Annotated in this window: 11 protein-coding genes; 3 read left to right on the forward strand and 8 right to left on the reverse strand. The window is 71.9% G+C overall.

Annotated features, from left to right (window positions below; all coding sequences use genetic code 11):
- Positions 1-42: 42 nt before the first annotated feature.
- The 3 genes from ACFYPH_RS01900 to ACFYPH_RS01910 all read right to left on the reverse strand — a co-directional run bounded on the left by ACFYPH_RS01900 (position 43) and on the right by ACFYPH_RS01910 (position 6029).
- Positions 43-3321 (reverse strand): lamin tail domain-containing protein, encoded by a 3279-nt coding sequence (locus ACFYPH_RS01900; protein WP_387178209.1) that lies wholly within the window; start codon positions 3319-3321, stop codon positions 43-45.
- A gap of 92 nt (positions 3322-3413) precedes the next feature.
- Positions 3414-4430 carry a GNAT family N-acetyltransferase gene (locus ACFYPH_RS01905; protein WP_354854567.1) on the reverse strand — a complete coding sequence of 339 codons (1017 nt, stop codon included), beginning with the start codon at positions 4428-4430 and terminating at the stop codon, positions 3414-3416.
- Positions 4431-4502: 72 nt separating this feature from the next.
- Complete coding sequence (locus ACFYPH_RS01910) at positions 4503-6029, reverse strand: lytic murein transglycosylase (RefSeq protein WP_387178212.1); 1527 nt, start codon at positions 6027-6029, stop codon at positions 4503-4505.
- Between the two features lie 38 nt (positions 6030-6067).
- Between ACFYPH_RS01910 and ACFYPH_RS01915 the strand changes: the two genes are divergently transcribed.
- Positions 6068-6280, forward strand: coding sequence for a zinc ribbon domain-containing protein (locus ACFYPH_RS01915; protein WP_354854477.1), 213 nt, complete (start codon positions 6068-6070; stop codon positions 6278-6280).
- A gap of 153 nt (positions 6281-6433) precedes the next feature.
- Positions 6434-9277 (forward strand): ATP-binding protein, encoded by a 2844-nt coding sequence (locus ACFYPH_RS01920; protein ID WP_387178215.1) that lies wholly within the window; start codon positions 6434-6436, stop codon positions 9275-9277.
- A 109-nt stretch (positions 9278-9386) separates the two neighbouring features.
- Here the strand turns inward: ACFYPH_RS01920 and ACFYPH_RS01925 are convergent, their stop codons facing one another.
- Together ACFYPH_RS01925 and ACFYPH_RS01930 are read right to left on the reverse strand one after the other, a co-directional pair.
- On the reverse strand, positions 9387-9923 hold the full coding sequence (locus ACFYPH_RS01925) for a phospholipase (RefSeq protein ID WP_387178218.1): 537 nt from the start codon (positions 9921-9923) through the stop codon (positions 9387-9389).
- A 178-nt stretch (positions 9924-10101) separates the two neighbouring features.
- Positions 10102-11766, reverse strand: a complete 1665-nt coding sequence (locus ACFYPH_RS01930) for a family 10 glycosylhydrolase (protein ID WP_387178221.1) — start codon at positions 11764-11766, stop codon at positions 10102-10104.
- A 317-nt stretch (positions 11767-12083) separates the two neighbouring features.
- On the opposite strand from ACFYPH_RS01930, the gene ACFYPH_RS01935 reads away from it, so the two are divergent.
- Positions 12084-13580 (forward strand): amino acid permease, encoded by a 1497-nt coding sequence (locus ACFYPH_RS01935; RefSeq protein ID WP_354854471.1) that lies wholly within the window; start codon positions 12084-12086, stop codon positions 13578-13580.
- Positions 13581-13632: 52 nt separating this feature from the next.
- On the opposite strand, the gene ACFYPH_RS01940 is transcribed toward ACFYPH_RS01935, so the two are convergent.
- From ACFYPH_RS01940 to ACFYPH_RS01950, 3 genes are read right to left on the reverse strand one after another with little or no spacing between them, the layout of a single operon-like run.
- The gene (locus ACFYPH_RS01940; RefSeq protein ID WP_387178224.1) at positions 13633-14658 is read right to left on the reverse strand and encodes a glycoside hydrolase family 43 protein; all 1026 of its coding nucleotides are present in this window, start codon (positions 14656-14658) and stop codon (positions 13633-13635) included.
- Positions 14655-15512 carry a carbohydrate ABC transporter permease gene (locus ACFYPH_RS01945; protein WP_387178227.1) on the reverse strand — a complete coding sequence of 286 codons (858 nt, stop codon included), beginning with the start codon at positions 15510-15512 and terminating at the stop codon, positions 14655-14657. Before ACFYPH_RS01945 ends, ACFYPH_RS01940 begins: the two co-directional genes overlap by 4 nt.
- Positions 15513-15522: 10 nt before the next feature.
- Positions 15523-16488 (reverse strand): carbohydrate ABC transporter permease, encoded by a 966-nt coding sequence (locus ACFYPH_RS01950; protein WP_387178230.1) that lies wholly within the window; start codon positions 16486-16488, stop codon positions 15523-15525.
- Positions 16489-16493 lie beyond the last annotated feature (5 nt).

The following is a 16493-nucleotide window of genomic DNA, read 5'->3' on the forward strand; positions in this document are numbered from 1 at the left end:
ACCCTCCGGGGAAACCGGACGGTGGGCCGTCAGCGCCGTCGTTCAGTCGTCGTTGGTGATCGTTCCGGTCGCCAGGGGGTCGGCCAGCCGCAGGCCGGGCACCCCGGCCACCAGCAGGGTCAACTTCTCGTCCGACTCGCGCCGCCGGTCACCCCGCACGGTGACCGGGAAAGCCACCGAGGTGTCACCGGCGGCCAGCACCTTGCAGCCGGCGTATGGCTCGAAGTCCGAACCGGCCTGCGCCGTGAGGCCGACGGTCGCGGCGCAGAGCAGCACCGGCTGGGACAACGGACGGGACACGGTCGCCGTGAAGGTGAGCTGACGGGTGCCCTGGTCGCCCTCGACCACAGACGTGTCGGTGACGGTCAACGACGCCCGGGACCGGAAACGGGCCACCTGCGGGTCGTGGTCGCTGGAGCCCCGCGACCCGTCCCCGGTGAACTCCGCCGGCCAGTCGGCGTTGACGTGCGCCGCCCGCACCTGCACCAGGTCACCGTATAGCGCGTCGTTGACGAACAGGTGGTCCAGCGTCTGCGCCTGCCCCTCGAAGCTGTACGAGTAGGCCGATGCCGGCACCTGCGCGACGAGGGTGTCCCACAGGTTGTGCAGGCCGGCCTCGTAGAGCGGGGCGAGTTGGTCCGACGGCGCCGGCTGAGCGCCGGTGGCGATGGGGTCGTCCGGGCGGGGGAAGACGTTCAGGTCCCCGCCGTAGACCACCCGGGCGCTCTGATCAGCCGCCTCGATCGCGGTGACGATCGCCGCGCCGTACGCCGCCTGCTCCCGCCGCTGCCCGATCCGGCTGTCCGGGCCGGAGGAGTAGTGGTTGCTCAGCGCGTACAGGGTGAACCGCTCGGCCGCGCCGGGCGCCGCGGCCACCGTGAACTTGCCCAGCTGGGGTGCCCGGGTGAAGACGTTGTTGCCGTCCTTCCCGGTCGACGTGTCCACATCGGCCGGCAGCACCGCGTTGAGGGCCTTCGGGTTCTGCACGTCGGCGTTGCCGGGCAGTCCGGGGGCCCGGTACTGGACGGTCGGCGCCGAGCCGAGCAGCGGGTCGTTCGCCGTCGCGGCCGCCAACGACAGCCGGTCGGTGCGGTACAGGAACGCGGCGGTGATACCGCGGGCGTCCGCGCCGGTCCGGTCATAGGTGGCGGCGTACGCCGGCCCGCCGGCCGCCGCCACCGCGAGCGCCAACTCCTGGATGCTGTCCGGAGCGCCGTCGGCGTTGTTGGTGTCGCCGCAGGCCAGCGCCGCCCCGGAGACCGTGCAGATGTCCTGGTCCTCGGCCTCCTGCACCAGGATCAGATCGGGCGCGTGCAGGTCCTTGACGATCTGGTCGGCGAGCGACGTCAGATGCTCCCGGTAGTCCGCCTCGCTGCTCGGCACGTAGTCGAACGGCGGGGCGACGCCCGGGCAGCCGGCGTTACCGGCGAAGTCGCAGCCGTCGAACGGGTCGTCGCGGTAGTCGTACAGGTTCTCCACGTTGTACGTGGCGACCGCGACCTCCTGGGAACGGTCGGCCGGCTTCGGCGGGTTGTTCTTCGACGGGTCGGCCCCGGCGTCGAACTCGGCCCGCTCGACCTGCACGCCGTACTTCTCGAACGAGTAGTAGACGCCGCCCACCGCGTCCGCGCGCAGCGTGTCGAAGGTGTGCGCCGGCGGGAGCAGCGCCGTGCTGTCCCCGGCGGTGCCCTTCACACCCATGCTGCCGAGCAGCACGCGCTGACCGTTGCCGTCGTCGAAGCGCCGGCTCGGGTCATTGTCCAGCGGGTGGGAGTCCCTGAAGACCCGCCGGGCGTACGGGTCGGCGCGGTCGAGCAGCGGGTCGTCCCGGTCGACGACCCACAGCTCCGCGTCCGCCGTGGAGGAGAAGACGTCGCGACCGCTCACCGCGCCGCTGCCCGCGCGTACGCGCAGCCGGGCGCCCTCGTGTCGCTCCCACCAGCGCTGCGCGTCGGTCAGCTCGACCGGCGGCACCGCGTCGGTCACCGTGACCGCCGTGTCCACGTCCAGGCCGGTGGCGATCCGGCGGACCAGCGACGCGCCGGAGAGCTGGGTGAGGTTGTAGTACTCCGACACCCGGGCCCGGAGCACCACCTCGTCGCCGACCGTCGGCACGTAGCCGCCGATCAGCGAGGTGAACGTGCCCATGAACACGAAGATGCCGTCGGAGCTGGTCGGGTCACCGTCGGTGTCACCGCTGCGGCTCTGCAGGAAGAACCCGTTCTGCTCCGCACCGGCCGCCGTACGGGCAAGCGTCAACTGGGTGATCACGCCACGGACGTCGTACATCGTGCTGCTCGTGCCGTTGCCGCTCGCCGGTGCGAGCGGTGACCGGTCGGCGGGGCCGGACTCGGTGTCGGTGGTCGGACCCTGCACCTCGCCGACGGTCAGCTCCCGGGTGACCTGCACGGCCAGCGTGCAGGTGGCGGTGCCACCGCCCGCGTCGGTCGTGGTCACGGTGACGGTGTACGCCCCGGCGGTGAGGTCGGCGCTCGCGCTGATCGTGGCGCGGGCGGTGCCGCCCACCCCGTCGGCCGGGGTGAACGCGGTACGGGTGATTGAGCCGGAGGTCGGGCTCGGGCTGACCGCGGTCACCGCCAGGTCGACGATCGTGTCGTCGGGGTCGGCGGCGGTCACCTCGCGGCTCGCGGCCGTTCCGGCGGCGGTGACCAGCGGCCCACCACAGGTCAGCGTGGCCGGCGCGTCGACCGGGCCACCGCCGTCCACGGTGTGCGAGCCGAGCCCGTCGAAGGTGTCGATCGGCAGACCGGTCCACTGTGCGGCGGGGTCGAACGCGTCCGACGGGTCGGTGTCGCCCGCCGTCACCGTGGGCAGCCGGCGCAGTGTGTTGTCCGCCGTGCTGGTCGCGCCGGCGCCCCACTCGGTGCCCGGGTCGACGCCCACCTGGCCGATCGAGTCGAGCACCGTGGTGCCCCGGCGCAGCACTATCGCGTCGTCGCCGTTGAACAGGCTCGCCCCGGTGGTCTGGTCGGCCTGGGCGAGGATGGCCGCCCCGGCCGAGGCGCTGGCGAACACGAACACGTCCCCGGCAGCGACGTTCCCGGCCAGCGCGATGGTGGTCGGGGTGGTGGAGCCGTTGAAGTAGAGCTGGAGCTGGTAGCCGCCCGCGGTGAGGTCCACGGCGGTGCCGGTGCCGTTGAACAGCTCGATCGCCTTGTTGTTCGACGAGCCTTCGACGTACTCCGAGATGAACAGGTCGGTAGGCGCGGCGCTGGCCGCGGTGGGTGTGACGCCGAGGGCCGTGACGGTCACTGCGGCGGTGGCGATCGCGAGCGCGGCTGTCGTGCGGCGCGGGCGCATAGGGCCTCCACGATGGGTGGATGGGGGTCAACGCACGTTAAGGTGCGTAACCGTCCATCGTCCATCCCCCACCGGACAGTTTCGTGAATTCCTCAGCGCGGCTGGTCGAGGCGGTGCACCAGCTCGGCGACGTCGACGCTGTATTCGCACCAGTCCCGGTCGGGCCGGTAGCCCAGCTCCGCGTTGACCTTGAGCATCGCCTCGTTGGCCTGGGCGTTCCAGGTCTGCACCTCGGCCAGCTCCGGCTCGGCGGAGCGCAGCTCCAGCAGCATCCGCGCCTTGATCGCCCGGTCGATGCCGTAACCCCGGTGGTCCTGCGCGACGATCGTGTCGTACTGATCGGCGCGGGTCGGGTGCTGCGCCGGCACCACGACCTCGGTCAGGCCGGCCACCTCGCCACTCTGCTCGTGCTGGGCCAGGACGATGTACGGCTTCATGCCCCGCCGGTGCAGGGTGTCCAGGCTGTCCCGCAGCCGCTCCGGGTCATACGAGCTGGGACGCAACTCGCCGTCGTCGACGTCGCGCACCTCGGCCTTGGCCCGCGCGTACGACTCGATCAGGTCGTCCGGTGGCCCACCGGGGTAGAACTCCAGGTGGTAGCCCGCGCCGATCCCGATGGCCATCTCGGCCAGCTCGGCCCAGTCCACCGAGGTCAGGTCGAGCACGCTGCGCGTCTCCACGTACTCCCGGGTGAAGCCGAGCGACTCGTAGAAGCCCACCGCAGGCGTGTCGCCGACCACCTCGACCCCGATCGACTGGAAACCCTCCTGGTAGACGCGGCGGGCGGCGCGTAGCACCAGCTCACGGCCGAGGCCGTTGCGTCGGACGGAGGGATGCACCAGCACCTCGAGCACCCCGATGTCGCCGAGGAGCAGCACGTGGACCTGCCCGAGGACGGCGCCGGTCTCGCCGGGAGCGCTCGGTTCGGCCTGGGCGAGCCAGGAGATCCGTCGCTCACCGGGCATCACCTCGCCGAGATACTCCCGCAGGGAGGTCTCCCGCCACGGCGGGTCCTGCGGCAGATCGGCCGCCAGCACCGCGTTCAGCGTTGTCAGCAGCGACGCGATCTCGGCGGACGACGCGGTCCTGGGGTCCCACTCGCGCACCATCACCCGTCTAGCTTGCCGCTAACGGCTGCTCGGGGGAAGTGTCCAGTTCTCCAATGTACGCGGACGATCACATCACGTACGGCTGGCCCGTCCGTACCGGTCAGCGGTGTCGTAGACGGCCTGGGCGTACCGCCGCACGTCGTTGTACGACAGGATCGCGTTCCACCAGTCGCCCGGAATGCTCAGGTTGCGGCCGCCCTTGCACAGGTAGTTGCCGGCCGCCAGGGCGGCGTCGTCCAGGTCGTGAGGGTCCTTCACGCCGTCGGCGTCGGCGTCCGCGCCGATCTCCTGCCACGTGGTCGGGATGAACTGCATCGGCCCGATCGCCCGGTCGTAGGTGCTGTCCTTGTCGAGCAACCCACGGTCGGTGTCGATGATCCGCATCCGGCCGCCGTTCCCGTCCAGCGGCAGCCCGATGATCTGGGGCAGCGCCTTGCCGTCCGTCCCCAACCGCGCGCCGTTGGCCGAGCCGTGGCCGGACTCGACCTGGCCGATCGCGGCCAACGTCGTCCAGCTCAACGCGCAGCTGCGGTTGGTCTGGGCGAGCATCAGCTCGGCGTACCCGTACGCCTGCATCGCGGTCGCGGGAATGTTGACCTTGGCCCCGACCTGCTGCGCCCAGGCGGCCAGGGAGTCCGACGGACGGCCGCCGGTCGTCGGACCGACGGCCGGCCCGGTCGGCATGCCGCCGCTCGGGAACGCTCCGGTGGGCAGCGGCGCGGTCGGCATCGGCCCGGTGGGCAGAGGGCCGGTGGGCCGCGGGTCGAGCGGCACCGCCGGCGGCACGGCCACGGTCGGCGCGGCAGTGACGTCGACCGCCACCGGTCGGGACCCACGGATCGTGGCCGGGACGAGCAACGCCCCCGCCGCGGCGGTCGCGGCCACCAGGACCAGCAGGAAGACCCCCGGGACCGTGAGTCGACCGCTGGGCCGGCGGGCCCAGGCGCGGGTCGCCCGGGCGGCGGTCACCGCGGCCTGACGTGGCGGTGGCACCCGTACGGCGTGCGCGAACGGCACCCGCCGCCGGCGGCCGCGCTCGGGCGTCGGCACCACTGCGACACCGTCCACCTTGGTCGCCGTCAGGTCGGTGGCGGTGGCGCCCGCCGCGACCGTGACTGCCCCGTCGTCGGCCTTCGCGTCGTCGGCCTTCGCGTCGTCGGCCTTCGCGCCGTCGGTCTTCGCGTTGGCGCTGTCGGCGTTGGCGGCGTCGGTGTCCGCGTCGGCGGTTGGGGCGTCGTCGGCGGTTGGGGCGGCGGCTGGGACGTCGGCGTCGGCGTCGGCGTCGGCGTCGGCGGCGGTGGTGTCCGAAGTGGGCTTCGCCGCGGTGATGTCGCCGGTGGCGGTGTCCCCCAGCTGGTCGCCGGTCGCGGCATCGACGCTCGGGGGTAGGGGTGCGGTCACGGGCGTCGCGGGGGTCTTGGCCTTCGCGTCGGTCGTGCGGCCGCTGAGCCAGGGCCGGCGGGGGCGGGGCACGGCCGCGGGCACCGGATCCGGCGCGGCGCCCGACTCGGCCAGCGGCCCGTCCAGCGGCGCGGCCGGCCGAAGCGGTTGCACACGCGTCTTGTCCTCGCCGTCCACCACCCGTCGAGTATCACTCATGTCCCCGGCGACCGTCAGGCCCACGTACCCTGATCGCCATGCCCCGGTACGAGTTCCGCTGCCGCGCCTGCGGCGACACTTTCGAGGTCAACCGTCCGATGGCGGAGGCCGGCGCGCCGGCCACCTGCCCGCAGGGCCATGTCGACACGGTCAAGCTGCTCTCGGCGGTGTCGGTCACCGGTCGGGGCGCTGGTGGCGCGCAAGCTCCCGCTGGTGGCGGTGGCTGCTGCGGGGGTGCCTGCGGCTGCTGAGCCGGGCGTTCCGGTGACCGGCCGGTGGGCTGGCCTTGCCGGGAGCGGGTTCGAGTGGCACCTTGAGGCGGCACGTGCCCGGCCGTTCTCACGATGCGTGACCGCTCGGAGTCAGGCAGCATGAACCCGACGTCACGGGCGGAGGTTCCACGCATGTCGCCACGGATCCAGCTCCCGAGCGGTTGGGTGACCTTCGTGTTCACCGACATCGAGGGCTCGACCCGGCTGGCCCAACTGCTCGGCGCGGACTACCGCCCGGTGCTCGCCGAGCACCGCCGGTTGCTGCGTCGCACCCTGGCCGCCACCGGTGGCGCGGAGCTGCTGACCGAGGGCGACTCGTTCTTCCTGGCCTTCGACGACGCGGCGGCGGCGCTGACCGCCTGCCTGACCGCCCAGCGGGCGTTGGCGAGCCACGACTGGCCGACCGAGGAGGCCGCGCCCCGGGTGCGGATGGGCTTGCACACCGGTTACGCCGAGCCCCGCGACGGGGAGTACGCGAGCCCCGAGGTGCATCGGGCCGCCCGGGTGGCCGCGGCCGCGCACGGCGGACAGGTGCTCTGTTCGGCGTCCACGGCCCGCCGGGCCGAGCCGCTGCCCCCGGGCGCCACCCTGCTGGACCTGGGCCTGCACCGGCTGCGTGGCTTCGACGACCGGGAGCGGTTGTTCCAACTGGTCGCGCCCGGCCTGGAGCGGCAGTTCCCCCGCCCCCGCACCGCCGACGCGGTGGCGCACAACCTGCCGACCCAGGTGACCTCGTTCGTCGGGCGGGAGGTCGAGCGGGCCGAGCTGGGCCGGTTGGTGGAGCGGCACCGACTGGTCACCGTGCTGGGCGCGGGCGGCGCGGGGAAGACCCGGCTCGCCGTGGAGTTGGCCGGTGGCGTCGTCGAGGCGTACCCGGACGGGGTCTGGTTCGTCGACATCGCCGCGGTGACCGACCCGGGGTTGGTGGCGTTCGCCATCGCCGCGGTGCTCGGGCTGCGGCCCGAGCCGGGCCGTCCGATGCTGGACACCCTCGTCGAGTACGCGGCCGCCCGCCGGATGCTGGTCGTGCTGGACACCTGCGACACGCAACCGGCGGCCTGCGGCGAGGTCATTTCGCGGCTGCTCTCCGGCGGGGGTGGCGTGCGGGTGCTGGCGACCAGCCGCGAGTCGTTCAGCCTGCCCGGCGAGGTGGTCTGGCGGATCCCGCCGCTCTCGGTCGATCCCCGCCCGGACGGCGCGGAGAGCGACGCGGTCGCGCTGCTGCTGGACCGTACGGCGGCGGCCCGCGGCGGTCGGCGGCCCGACCCGTCCGAGTCGGCCGACCTGCGCCGGGTGGTGCAGCGGCTGGACGGGCTGCCCCTCGCCATCGAGTTGGCGGCCGCCCGGCTGCGGGTGCTCTCCGTGGGTCAGCTGGCCGAGCGGTTGGACGACGTCCTCGGCACGCTGGACGCCGGCCGGGAGGATCCGGATCCACCGCCGGTCGAGCGGGGCTGGTCCGGCAACCAGCAGGACACCGTGGACCTGGTGGCCGCGGCGATCGGGACACCGCCGCCGACCCCGGCGAGCAGGGCCGTGCAGCGCTCGGCCACCGAACGGCACCTGACCATGCAGGCGACCGTCACGTGGTCGTACCGCACGTTGGGGCCGCGGGCCGCGCGGCTGTTGCGCTGGTTGGCGGTCTTCGCGGGGCCGGTGGATCTGCCGACTGTGGAGTGGCTGCTGGGCGACGATCCGCTGGATCCACTGTCGGTGCTGGTGGACAAGTCGATGGTGTTGGCCGAGCCGCGCGCCGCCGGCAGTTCGTACCGGATGCTCGACCCGATTCGGGCGTACGCGGCACGGCGGTTGGCCGAGGCGGGTGAGGAGCAGGCTGCCCGGGACCGGCACGTGGCCTGGTCGGCGCACGCGCTGGAGCGGGCCCACCTGGGGCCGGACGGCCGGCCGGTGACGTTGTCGCTCTACACCCTCGACCCGCTGGCCGACGAGCTGCGGGCCGCGCTGCGCTGGTGCGCCACCGGCGGCAGCGCCCGTGCCGGTCTCCGCCTGGCCGGTGGGCTGGACCAGTGGTGGCGCGAGCGCGGGCTGGCCCGGGAGGGTCGACTCTGGCTGTTCCGGCTGTACGGACGGATCGCCGAGACCGGCGAGCGGATCCCCGACGCGGAGCTGGCGGCGGCGTACCACATGCACTCGCTGCACGCCGGCGCCGACGGCGAGTTCGCCGAGGAGCTGCGCTACTCGCAGCGGGCGGAGGCAGCCGCCCGACAGGCCGGCGACGCCGGGCTGCTGGCCCGGGTGCTCGCCGGCAGGGCCGCGCCGTTGGTGGACATGGGCCAGTTCTTCGAGGCCGAGCGGGTCTGTCGGGAGGTCATCGACTGGGCCCACGGGCAGGACGTGGTCGGCGAGGCGCTGTTCGCGGTGTTCAGCCTGGCCGAGCTGCTGTGGCGGCGCGGCGCGTTGGAGGAGGCGGCGGAGCTGCTGGGAGCGGCGCGTCCGGTGGAGGCCGCCCGGCCGGTCGAGCGGGGCCGGCGTTCGGTGGACATGCTGCTCGGGATGGTCGCGCTGGCCCGGGGCGACGTGATCGCCGCGCACGAGCACCTGCTGGTGGCGCTGCGCTCACGGATGGGTCACGGCTACCACGGCCGGGCCTGCGACACGCTGAACGCGATCGCGGTGCGCTGCGCTCTCGGTGGAGACCGGTTGACGGCCGCGCGGCTGTTCGGGGCGGCCCAGGCCACCCGGGCGAGCATGCGGGCGACGCCGGGTATCTACGGCGGCTACTGGGCCGACCAGCAGGCGGAGCTGCGGTCGATGGCGGGTGACGCGGCGTTCGACGACGCGTACGGGGAGGGTGCCGAGATGGGCCTGGACGAGGCCGTGGCACTGGCGCTCGACGTGGAACACCCGGACCTGGCAGCGGATTCGACCCGATTCAGCACCGACCTGTCCCAACACGCGCCGCCCCCGCGCCCCGCCGGCCCCAACCGGCACCCCGCAACCCGAACGGAACGCGCCTGACCCCTGCTTGTTGATCATGAAGTTATTGCCACGACACGCCGGGCGGACGGGCAATAACTTCATGATCACCGCGACGGGGGTGGGTGGGCCGGGTGGGGGTGGGGTGGGGTTAGTGGGTTGCGGCCTTGGCTTCGGCTTGGGCCTTCATGTGGGCGGCTCGGTCGATGTCGGCCTGCTGGACGGCGGCCACCGAGCCGAAGATGTGGACCGCCTGGTAGTACGTCCAGGCCAGGCTGTAGCAGGCCGGGCGGACGACCGAGTTGTACGTGGCGCAGACCCGCTTCAGGTCCTCGTAGAAGGCGCTGTCCAGGCGGGACTTGTTGGCGGAGAACTGGCCGACCGCCTTGTAGTTGCGGTAGCCGAAGTCGTGTCGGTAGCAGCTCAGGTTGAAGGTGAACCCGAGCGGGTTGTCCGGGCTGGACGAGCAGTAGTCGGTGGACCAGTCGAAGTTGTACTCGGCCCAGGGGGCCCGGTTGACGCGGGCGCTGTTCCAGGAGTTGTAGCTGGACGCGCTGGTCTGGGTCCAGCTCGACAGCACGGACAGTCGCTCCGCGGGGGTGACGGCGGCGGCGGGGGAGGCGACGGCGAGGGTGGCGAGCAGCGCTAGCGCGCCCGAGGCGAACAGGGTGGCGAGACGTCGGGGCACGGTTTACCTCCGCGGGGTGAGCGGTGGGACGGAAGTTACCGGCGGGTTACCGGATGTCGATGAGTGTCGATCAGCTGATCAACTGGGCGGTATGTGCGCCGCCAACTATTGGTGACATACGTTCAAACAGACGAATGCCCCGGGTGCGCGAGGCACCCGGGGCATTCCGCGGAACGGGTCAGTGCAGCAGGAACGCCGGCGGGCTGGCCGGGCTCTCGTTGGCGGTACGGTCCAGCGCGGTCACCCGGTAGGTGTAGCGCCGGCCGGGCTCGGCCGACGTGTCCACCCAGGACTGGGTGCCGCCGGCGGTGGCCCGGACGGTGTCGACCAGGTGCGTGGCGTCCGCCGTGGCGCACCGCCCGGGCAGCGTGGTGCCGTCGAACCGGTAGATCGCGTACGACGTGGCCGTGCCCAGCGGGCCCACGCCGTCGGCGGGCTGGCGCCAGGTCAGCCGCACCCCGTCGGCCTCCCGGGCGACCCTGGTGACCACCGGGAGGAGCAACGGCTTCGACGGCAGGTGCGGCATGGCCGGCACGAGGGCTGGGCGGGAGTAGTGCTCGGCCGCGTAGATGTCGGTGGCGCCGAGCCGGTTGGCCCGCACCTGGACGGCCGAGAAGTGCACGTTGCCCTGCACCTCGGGGTACGACCGGTTGAGCGTCAGGTGGTCGGACAGCTCACGCGGGTTCTGCCAGTACGGCCCGTACGCCGGATCGCCGCTCTTGTAGTCGGCCTGGCCGATGTAGAGCTGGACACGGGTGCCGCGCACGGTCTCGGCCCACCACGGGACCAGCCGCGCGTAGTCGGCCGCCGGGTACTGGCCGATGTACCAGTAGAGCTGCGGCACCACGTAGTCGATCCACTCCTGCTTGACCCACTTGCGGGTGTCGGCGGAGATGATGTCGTACGACTGGCTGCCGGTGGTGTCCGAGCCGAGCGGGTCGGCGCTCTTGTTGCGCCAGATGCCGAACGGGCTGACGCCGAACTTCACCCACGGCTTCGCCGCCTTGATCTTGCCGTTCATCTCCTGGATCAGCAGGTTGATGTTGTCCCGCCGCCAGTCTGCCCGGTCCGTGAAGCCCCGGTTGTACGCCGCGAAGGCGGCATCGTCGGGCACCTGGTAGGTGCCGCTGGGGTAGGGGTAGAAGTAGTCGTCGAAGTGCACGCCGTCGATGTCGTACCGCTTGACCGCGTCCATCATCGCGGTCTGGACGAACTCGCGGACCTCGGGAATGCCGGGGTTGTAGTAGAGCCGGCTGCCGGCAACGCCGGCCGGCGGGTAGGCGAAGGTCCAGTCCGGGTGCGCCCGGGCCGGGTGGCCGGGGGCGAGCAGGTTGAGGTCGGCGCCGGCGCCGCCGGGGGCCGGCATGGAGACGCGGTACGGGTTGAACCAGGCGTGGAACTCCAGGTTGCGCTTGTGCGACTCGTCGACCAGAAAGGCCAGCGGGTCCCAGCCCGGGTCCTGGCCGCGTACGCCGGTCAGGTACTCCGACCACGGCTCGTACGGCGAGGGCCAGAGCGCGTCGGCGGTCGGTCGGACCTGCACGACGACGGCGTTGTGGTGCAGCCGTTCGGCGAGGTCGAGCAGTTCCCGGTACTCGGCCTGCTGGGCCGCGATCCGGTCCGGGCTGGTCTGGGACGCCTTGCTGGGCCAGTCGATGTTGACCACCGACGAGATCCACATCGCCCGGAACTGTCGTTTCGGCGTGGCCGGGTCGGTGACGCAGGTGGTGGTGGTGGTGGCGGCATCGGTCGCGGCGCTCGCGGGGTGGGCGGGGGTGGCGGCGACCAGCGTGCCGAGCAGGGCTGCGACCAGCCCGGCCGCTCCGAGTCGAGGTGCCTTCATGCGGTGTGTCCCTTCGTTGGGGCTCCCGTGTCAGGGGTTCTCGCGGCGTCCCGGCAAGATTCGCCGTGGGCAATGTGCCGCTGGTAGGAAATTTTCACACTCGGCACGGTCCCGCAAGGGGCCGGGCCTGATCGATTCCCCGGTCACCGGATCGGACGATTCGCGCCGAGCGCCCGATTGCGGGTAGTGATCGGGACCGCACGCCGCGTCGTGACCTGATCGGCATGATCCGTGGCGGTTGGCCGGGATCCGGGGTGGGTAGCAACGCCGGTCACCGGCCGCCATGGTGGTGGTCGCACGGTGGGAGGGGTGAGCGCATGTCGGTGCTGCGAACCAAACCAATCAAGGACGTCATAGCCCAGGGCGATGCCGACGGCACCGACGGCCGACTGGGGCTCAAGCGGCGGCTCGGCGCGATCGACCTCACCGGCTTCGGCATCGGCATCGTGATCGGCACGGGCATCTTCACGCTCACCGGGATCGAGGCCCGCGACAGCGCCGGTCCGGGCGTGGTGATCTCCTTCGCCATCGCCGGCGTGGTCGCCCTGCTCGCCGCCCTCTGCTACGCCGAGCTGGCCTCCAGCGTGCCGACGGCCGGCAGCGCCTACACCTACGCGTACGCCACGATGGGCGAGATCGTCGCCTGGATCATCGGGTGGGACCTGCTGCTGGAGTTCGCGCTCGGCGCGGCGGTGGTGGCCCGCGGCTGGTCGGGCTACCTCGCCGAGCTGCTCGACCTGCCGACCCGGTGGTTCGGCGAGGAGGGCAGCACGGTCAACATCGGCGCGATCGCCATCGTGCTGATCCTCGGCATCGTGGCGATCGTCGGCATCCGGGAGTCCGCCCGGATCACCAACCTGCTGGTGCTGGTCAAGGTGTCGATCTGCGTCTTCGTGGTGGTCGCTGGCCTGTTCTTCGTCAAGGCCGCCAACCTCACCCCGTTCATCCCGCCGGCCGAGCCCGCCGGCAGTGGCGACGATGGCATCAAGCAGCCGGTGACGCAGGCGCTGTTCGGGTTGGAGCCGTCGGTCTTCGGTTTCGTGGGGGTGCTCAGCGCCGCCGCGGTGGTCTTCTTCGCGTACACCGGCTTCGAGGCCGTCGCCAACCTGGGCGAGGAGACGCGCAAGCCCAAGCGGGACCTCACCCTGGGCCTGCTCGGCACGCTGCTGATCTCCACCGTGCTCTACATCGGCGTCTCGCTGGTGCTCGTCGGCATGGTGCCGTACACCGAGATCGACCGGGGCGCCCCGATCGCCTCGGCGTTCGAGTCGGTGGGCGCCGGCTGGGCGGCGACGCTCGTCTCCATCGCCGCGGTTGCCGGCCTGACCAGCGTCATCCTGGTCGACCTGGTGGCGATGGGCCGGATCGGCTTCGCCATCGCCCGGGACGGCCTGATCCCGCCCTCGATCGCGGCCGTGCACCCGCGCTGGGGCACCCCGTACCGGATCTCGGCGATCATGACGGTGGCGGTCGCGCTGCTGGCCGGCTTCCTGCCGCTCTCCGCCCTGGCCGACCTGGTCAGCATCGGCGCGCTCTGCGCGTTCGTGCTGGTCTCGATCGCGGTGCCGATCCTGCGCCGCAAGCGCCCCGACCTGGAGCGGCCGTTCCGGGTGCCGTTCTCCCCGGTGCTGCCGGTCGTCTCGGCGCTGGCCTGCTTCTACCTGATGCTCAACCTGTCGGTGGAGACCTGGCTGCGGTTCCTGGCCTGGATGCTGCTCGGCGCGGTCATCTACTTCGGCTACGGCTACCGCCGCAACCGGCTGGCCCGGCACGAACCCGCCGTCGCCCCGGCGCCGCGCGAACCGAGCGCCTGACCCACGAACGCCGGAAGGGCCCCCGATCCGGGGGCCCTTCCGTCTGACCAGGTCAGGGGCGGGTCTGCGGCGTGGCCGTCGGACCCTTGACGACCGGCTTGCCGTCGACCCAGGTCACCTCGTCGAGCCACACCTGACGACCGGGGTCGGTGCTGCCCTCCTGGCCCGGAGGCCAGGCGTGGTACAGCAGCCAGGTGCGGCCGTCCTTGACCACCATCGAGGCGTGGCCCGGGCCGGAGGCGGCCTCGTTGCTCTTCAGGATCGGGTTCTCGGCGGCCTTCACGCACGGCCCGCTCGGGCTCTCGCAGACCGCGTAGCCCTCGGCGTACTCGGCCCGGTCATAGGCGTTGGCGGCGAAGAACAGCAGCAGCCGACCGTCCTGGCGGTGGAAGAACGGCCCCTCGATCAGGGTGCCCTCCCACGGCTCGGTCTGCTTGAGCAGCTTCGTCGGCTCACCGACGAGGGTCAGGCCGTCGTCGGCGAGGCGCTGCGACCAGAGCCAGGTGTCCACCCCGATGGCGTTGCCGTCGTTCTTCCACAGCAGCCAGAGGCTGCCGTCGGTGTCCCGGTACGGGCTGGCGTCGATCGCCCCGCCCAACTCGGCCTGGCAGATCAGCGGGCCGGTCGCGTCGTCGGAGTACGGCCCCTGCGGCGCGCTGGCCACCGCCCGCCCGACGCACTGCCGGCCCGACTCCCGGCCCGCGACGGTGTAGTAGAGCAGGAACTTCTCCGGTGCCAGCTCGATCGCCTCCGGCGCCCAGGTCTTGCCGGGGTCCGCCCAGTCCGGCAGCGTCGGCAGGGCGTCCTCCGCCTCGGTCCAGTCGATCAGATTCGTCGAGGTGCGCACCGGGACGTTGCGGCCCTGCGAGTTGGTGTGGAACAGGTACCAGGTGTCGCCCACCTGGATCGCCTGCGGGTCCGGGGCGTCGGTGCTGACGACGGGGTTGGTGAACATCCTGGTGCCGCTCCCGTTGCTCGTGTAGGTGGGTTCGTCGCCGTCGGAACAGCCCGTGGCGAGCAGCGCGGCGGCGAGGGTGATCGCCGCCGCGCCGACTCGCCGAGTTGTCGCCCGCGTCATCCCTTCAGACCGCTGCGGGAGACGCCCTGGATGATGTGCCGCTGCGCGAGCACGAAGAGGATCAGCACCGGCAGGCTGGCCAGCACCGCACCCGCCATGATCACCGGGTAGTCGGTGACGTACGAGCCCTGGAGCAGGCCCAGGCCCGGAGGCAGCGTCAGCTTCTCCGGGCTGAAGAGCACGAAGATCGGCCACAGGAAGTCGTTCCAGTTGGTCAGGAACGACAGCACGGCAAGGGTGGCCAGCGCCGGCTTGGACAGCGGCAGCACCACCTTGAAGAAGATCTGCCACTGGTTGGCGCCGTCGAGAGTGGCGGCCTCCTCCAGCTCGCTCGGCAGCGACAGGAAGAACTGCCGCAGGAAGAACACCCCGAACGCGCTGGCCGCGCCGGGCACCACCACCACGGCGAGGGTGTCGATCCAGTTGAGCTGGTCGACGATCAGGAAGTTCGGGATGATCAGCGAGGTCGGCGGGATGAACAGCGTCCCGACGATCAGCGCGAAGCTCACCCCGCGTCCCCGGAACTTCAGCCGGGCCAGCGCGTACGCGGCCATCGAGGCGGTGACCAGCACCAGCAGCGAGTGCAGCGTGGCGGCCAGCATGCTGTTGAGGAACCAGCGCAGCACCGGGTTCGCCGAGTTGTTGATGATCTGCTCGTAGCCGTACCCCGCCAGCGGGTTCGGCAGCCAGCTCGGCGGGATCTGCTGGGCGGCGGTGTAGGTCTTCAGCGAGGTGATGACCATCCACACCAGCGGGGTCAGGAAGATCAGGGTGAGCGCGACCAGAGTGGCGTAGAAGACGACCCGGCGCAGCCCGGGGGCGGAGCCGTTGGTGGTCGGCGTGGGCGTCGTCATGGCGGTCCCCTCAGTCTTCCCGGTAGCGGAAGAGGCGGAAGTTGGCGATGCTCACGATCGCCAGCAGCAGGGCGAACACGATGCTCATCGCGGCGGCGCGACCGGCGTCGTTGTCCCGCAGGCCCTCCTCGACGATGAACCACACCACAGTGCGGGTCTCCGTGCCCGGCGCTCCCTGGGTGATCAGGAACGACTGGCCGAACATGTTCGCCGAGGCGAGCACCGTCGTGGTGATCACGAAGAGCAGCACCGGCCGCAGCCCGGGCAGGGTGACGTTGCGGAACCGCTGCCACGCGTTGGCGCCGTCCATCCGGGCCGCCTCGTACAGCTCCGGCGAGATGTCCTGCAGACCGGCCAGGTAGATCACCGCGTTGAAGCCGGAGGTCCACCAGACGGTCACCCCGACCAGGGAGATCCACGCCCACGGCATGTTGGTCACCCACGGGGTGTCCGACGGCAGGCCGACGACTCCGAGGAGCCGGTTGACCAGGCCCAGGTTGGCGTCGAGCAGGAACCGCCAGAGCAGGCCGATCACCGCCACGCCCAGCACGTACGGGGCGAAGTAGACCGCCCGGAAGAAGGTGCGGCCCGGGAAGGAGCGGTTCAACAGCAGCGCCAGCCCGAGCGGTACGACCACCAGCAGCGGCACCGACAACACCGTGAAGATCGCGGTGGCCCGGACGCTCTGCCACCAGTCGCCGTAGACGGCGGAGTCGCTGGAGAACAGCTGCTTGTAGTTGTCCAACCCGACGAAGGGTCGGTTGGGGAGCTGGAAGTCCCACTGGTGCACGCTCAGCCAGAGGCCGAGGATGATCGGCAGCAGGCCGAAGACCCCGAACAGGACCAGGTACGGGGCGAGGAACAGGTATGGCGTCGCCCGTCCGGTCCGGCGCGCCGAGGCGCCCCGGCGGGCTGCGGTGGCCGCCGGGGGCGGCGCGTCACCGCGCGCCGCCCCGACCTCGATCACGTCCGCCACGGGTT

It is taken from the genome of Micromonospora sp. NPDC005252 (assembly GCF_042872475.1).
GTDB lineage: Bacteria > Actinomycetota > Actinomycetes > Mycobacteriales > Micromonosporaceae > Micromonospora.

What these genes read in the sequence shown, in the direction of transcription:
- ACFYPH_RS01930 (WP_387178221.1), bottom strand. Translation starts at nt 11,766, where the DNA reads ATGAAGGCACCTCGACTCGGAGCGGCCGGGCTGGTCGCAGCCCTGCTC.
- ACFYPH_RS01935 (WP_354854471.1), top strand. Translation starts at nt 12,084, where the DNA reads ATGTCGGTGCTGCGAACCAAACCAATCAAGGACGTCATAGCCCAGGGC.
- ACFYPH_RS01900 (WP_387178209.1), bottom strand. Translation starts at nt 3,321, where the DNA reads ATGCGCCCGCGCCGCACGACAGCCGCGCTCGCGATCGCCACCGCCGCA.
- ACFYPH_RS01945 (WP_387178227.1), bottom strand. Translation starts at nt 15,512, where the DNA reads ATGACGACGCCCACGCCGACCACCAACGGCTCCGCCCCCGGGCTGCGC.
- ACFYPH_RS01915 (WP_354854477.1), top strand. Translation starts at nt 6,068, where the DNA reads ATGCCCCGGTACGAGTTCCGCTGCCGCGCCTGCGGCGACACTTTCGAG.
- ACFYPH_RS01910 (WP_387178212.1), bottom strand. Translation starts at nt 6,029, where the DNA reads ATGAGTGATACTCGACGGGTGGTGGACGGCGAGGACAAGACGCGTGTG.
- ACFYPH_RS01905 (WP_354854567.1), bottom strand. Translation starts at nt 4,430, where the DNA reads ATGGTGCGCGAGTGGGACCCCAGGACCGCGTCGTCCGCCGAGATCGCG.
- ACFYPH_RS01920 (WP_387178215.1), top strand. Translation starts at nt 6,434, where the DNA reads ATGTCGCCACGGATCCAGCTCCCGAGCGGTTGGGTGACCTTCGTGTTC.
- ACFYPH_RS01940 (WP_387178224.1), bottom strand. Translation starts at nt 14,658, where the DNA reads ATGACGCGGGCGACAACTCGGCGAGTCGGCGCGGCGGCGATCACCCTC.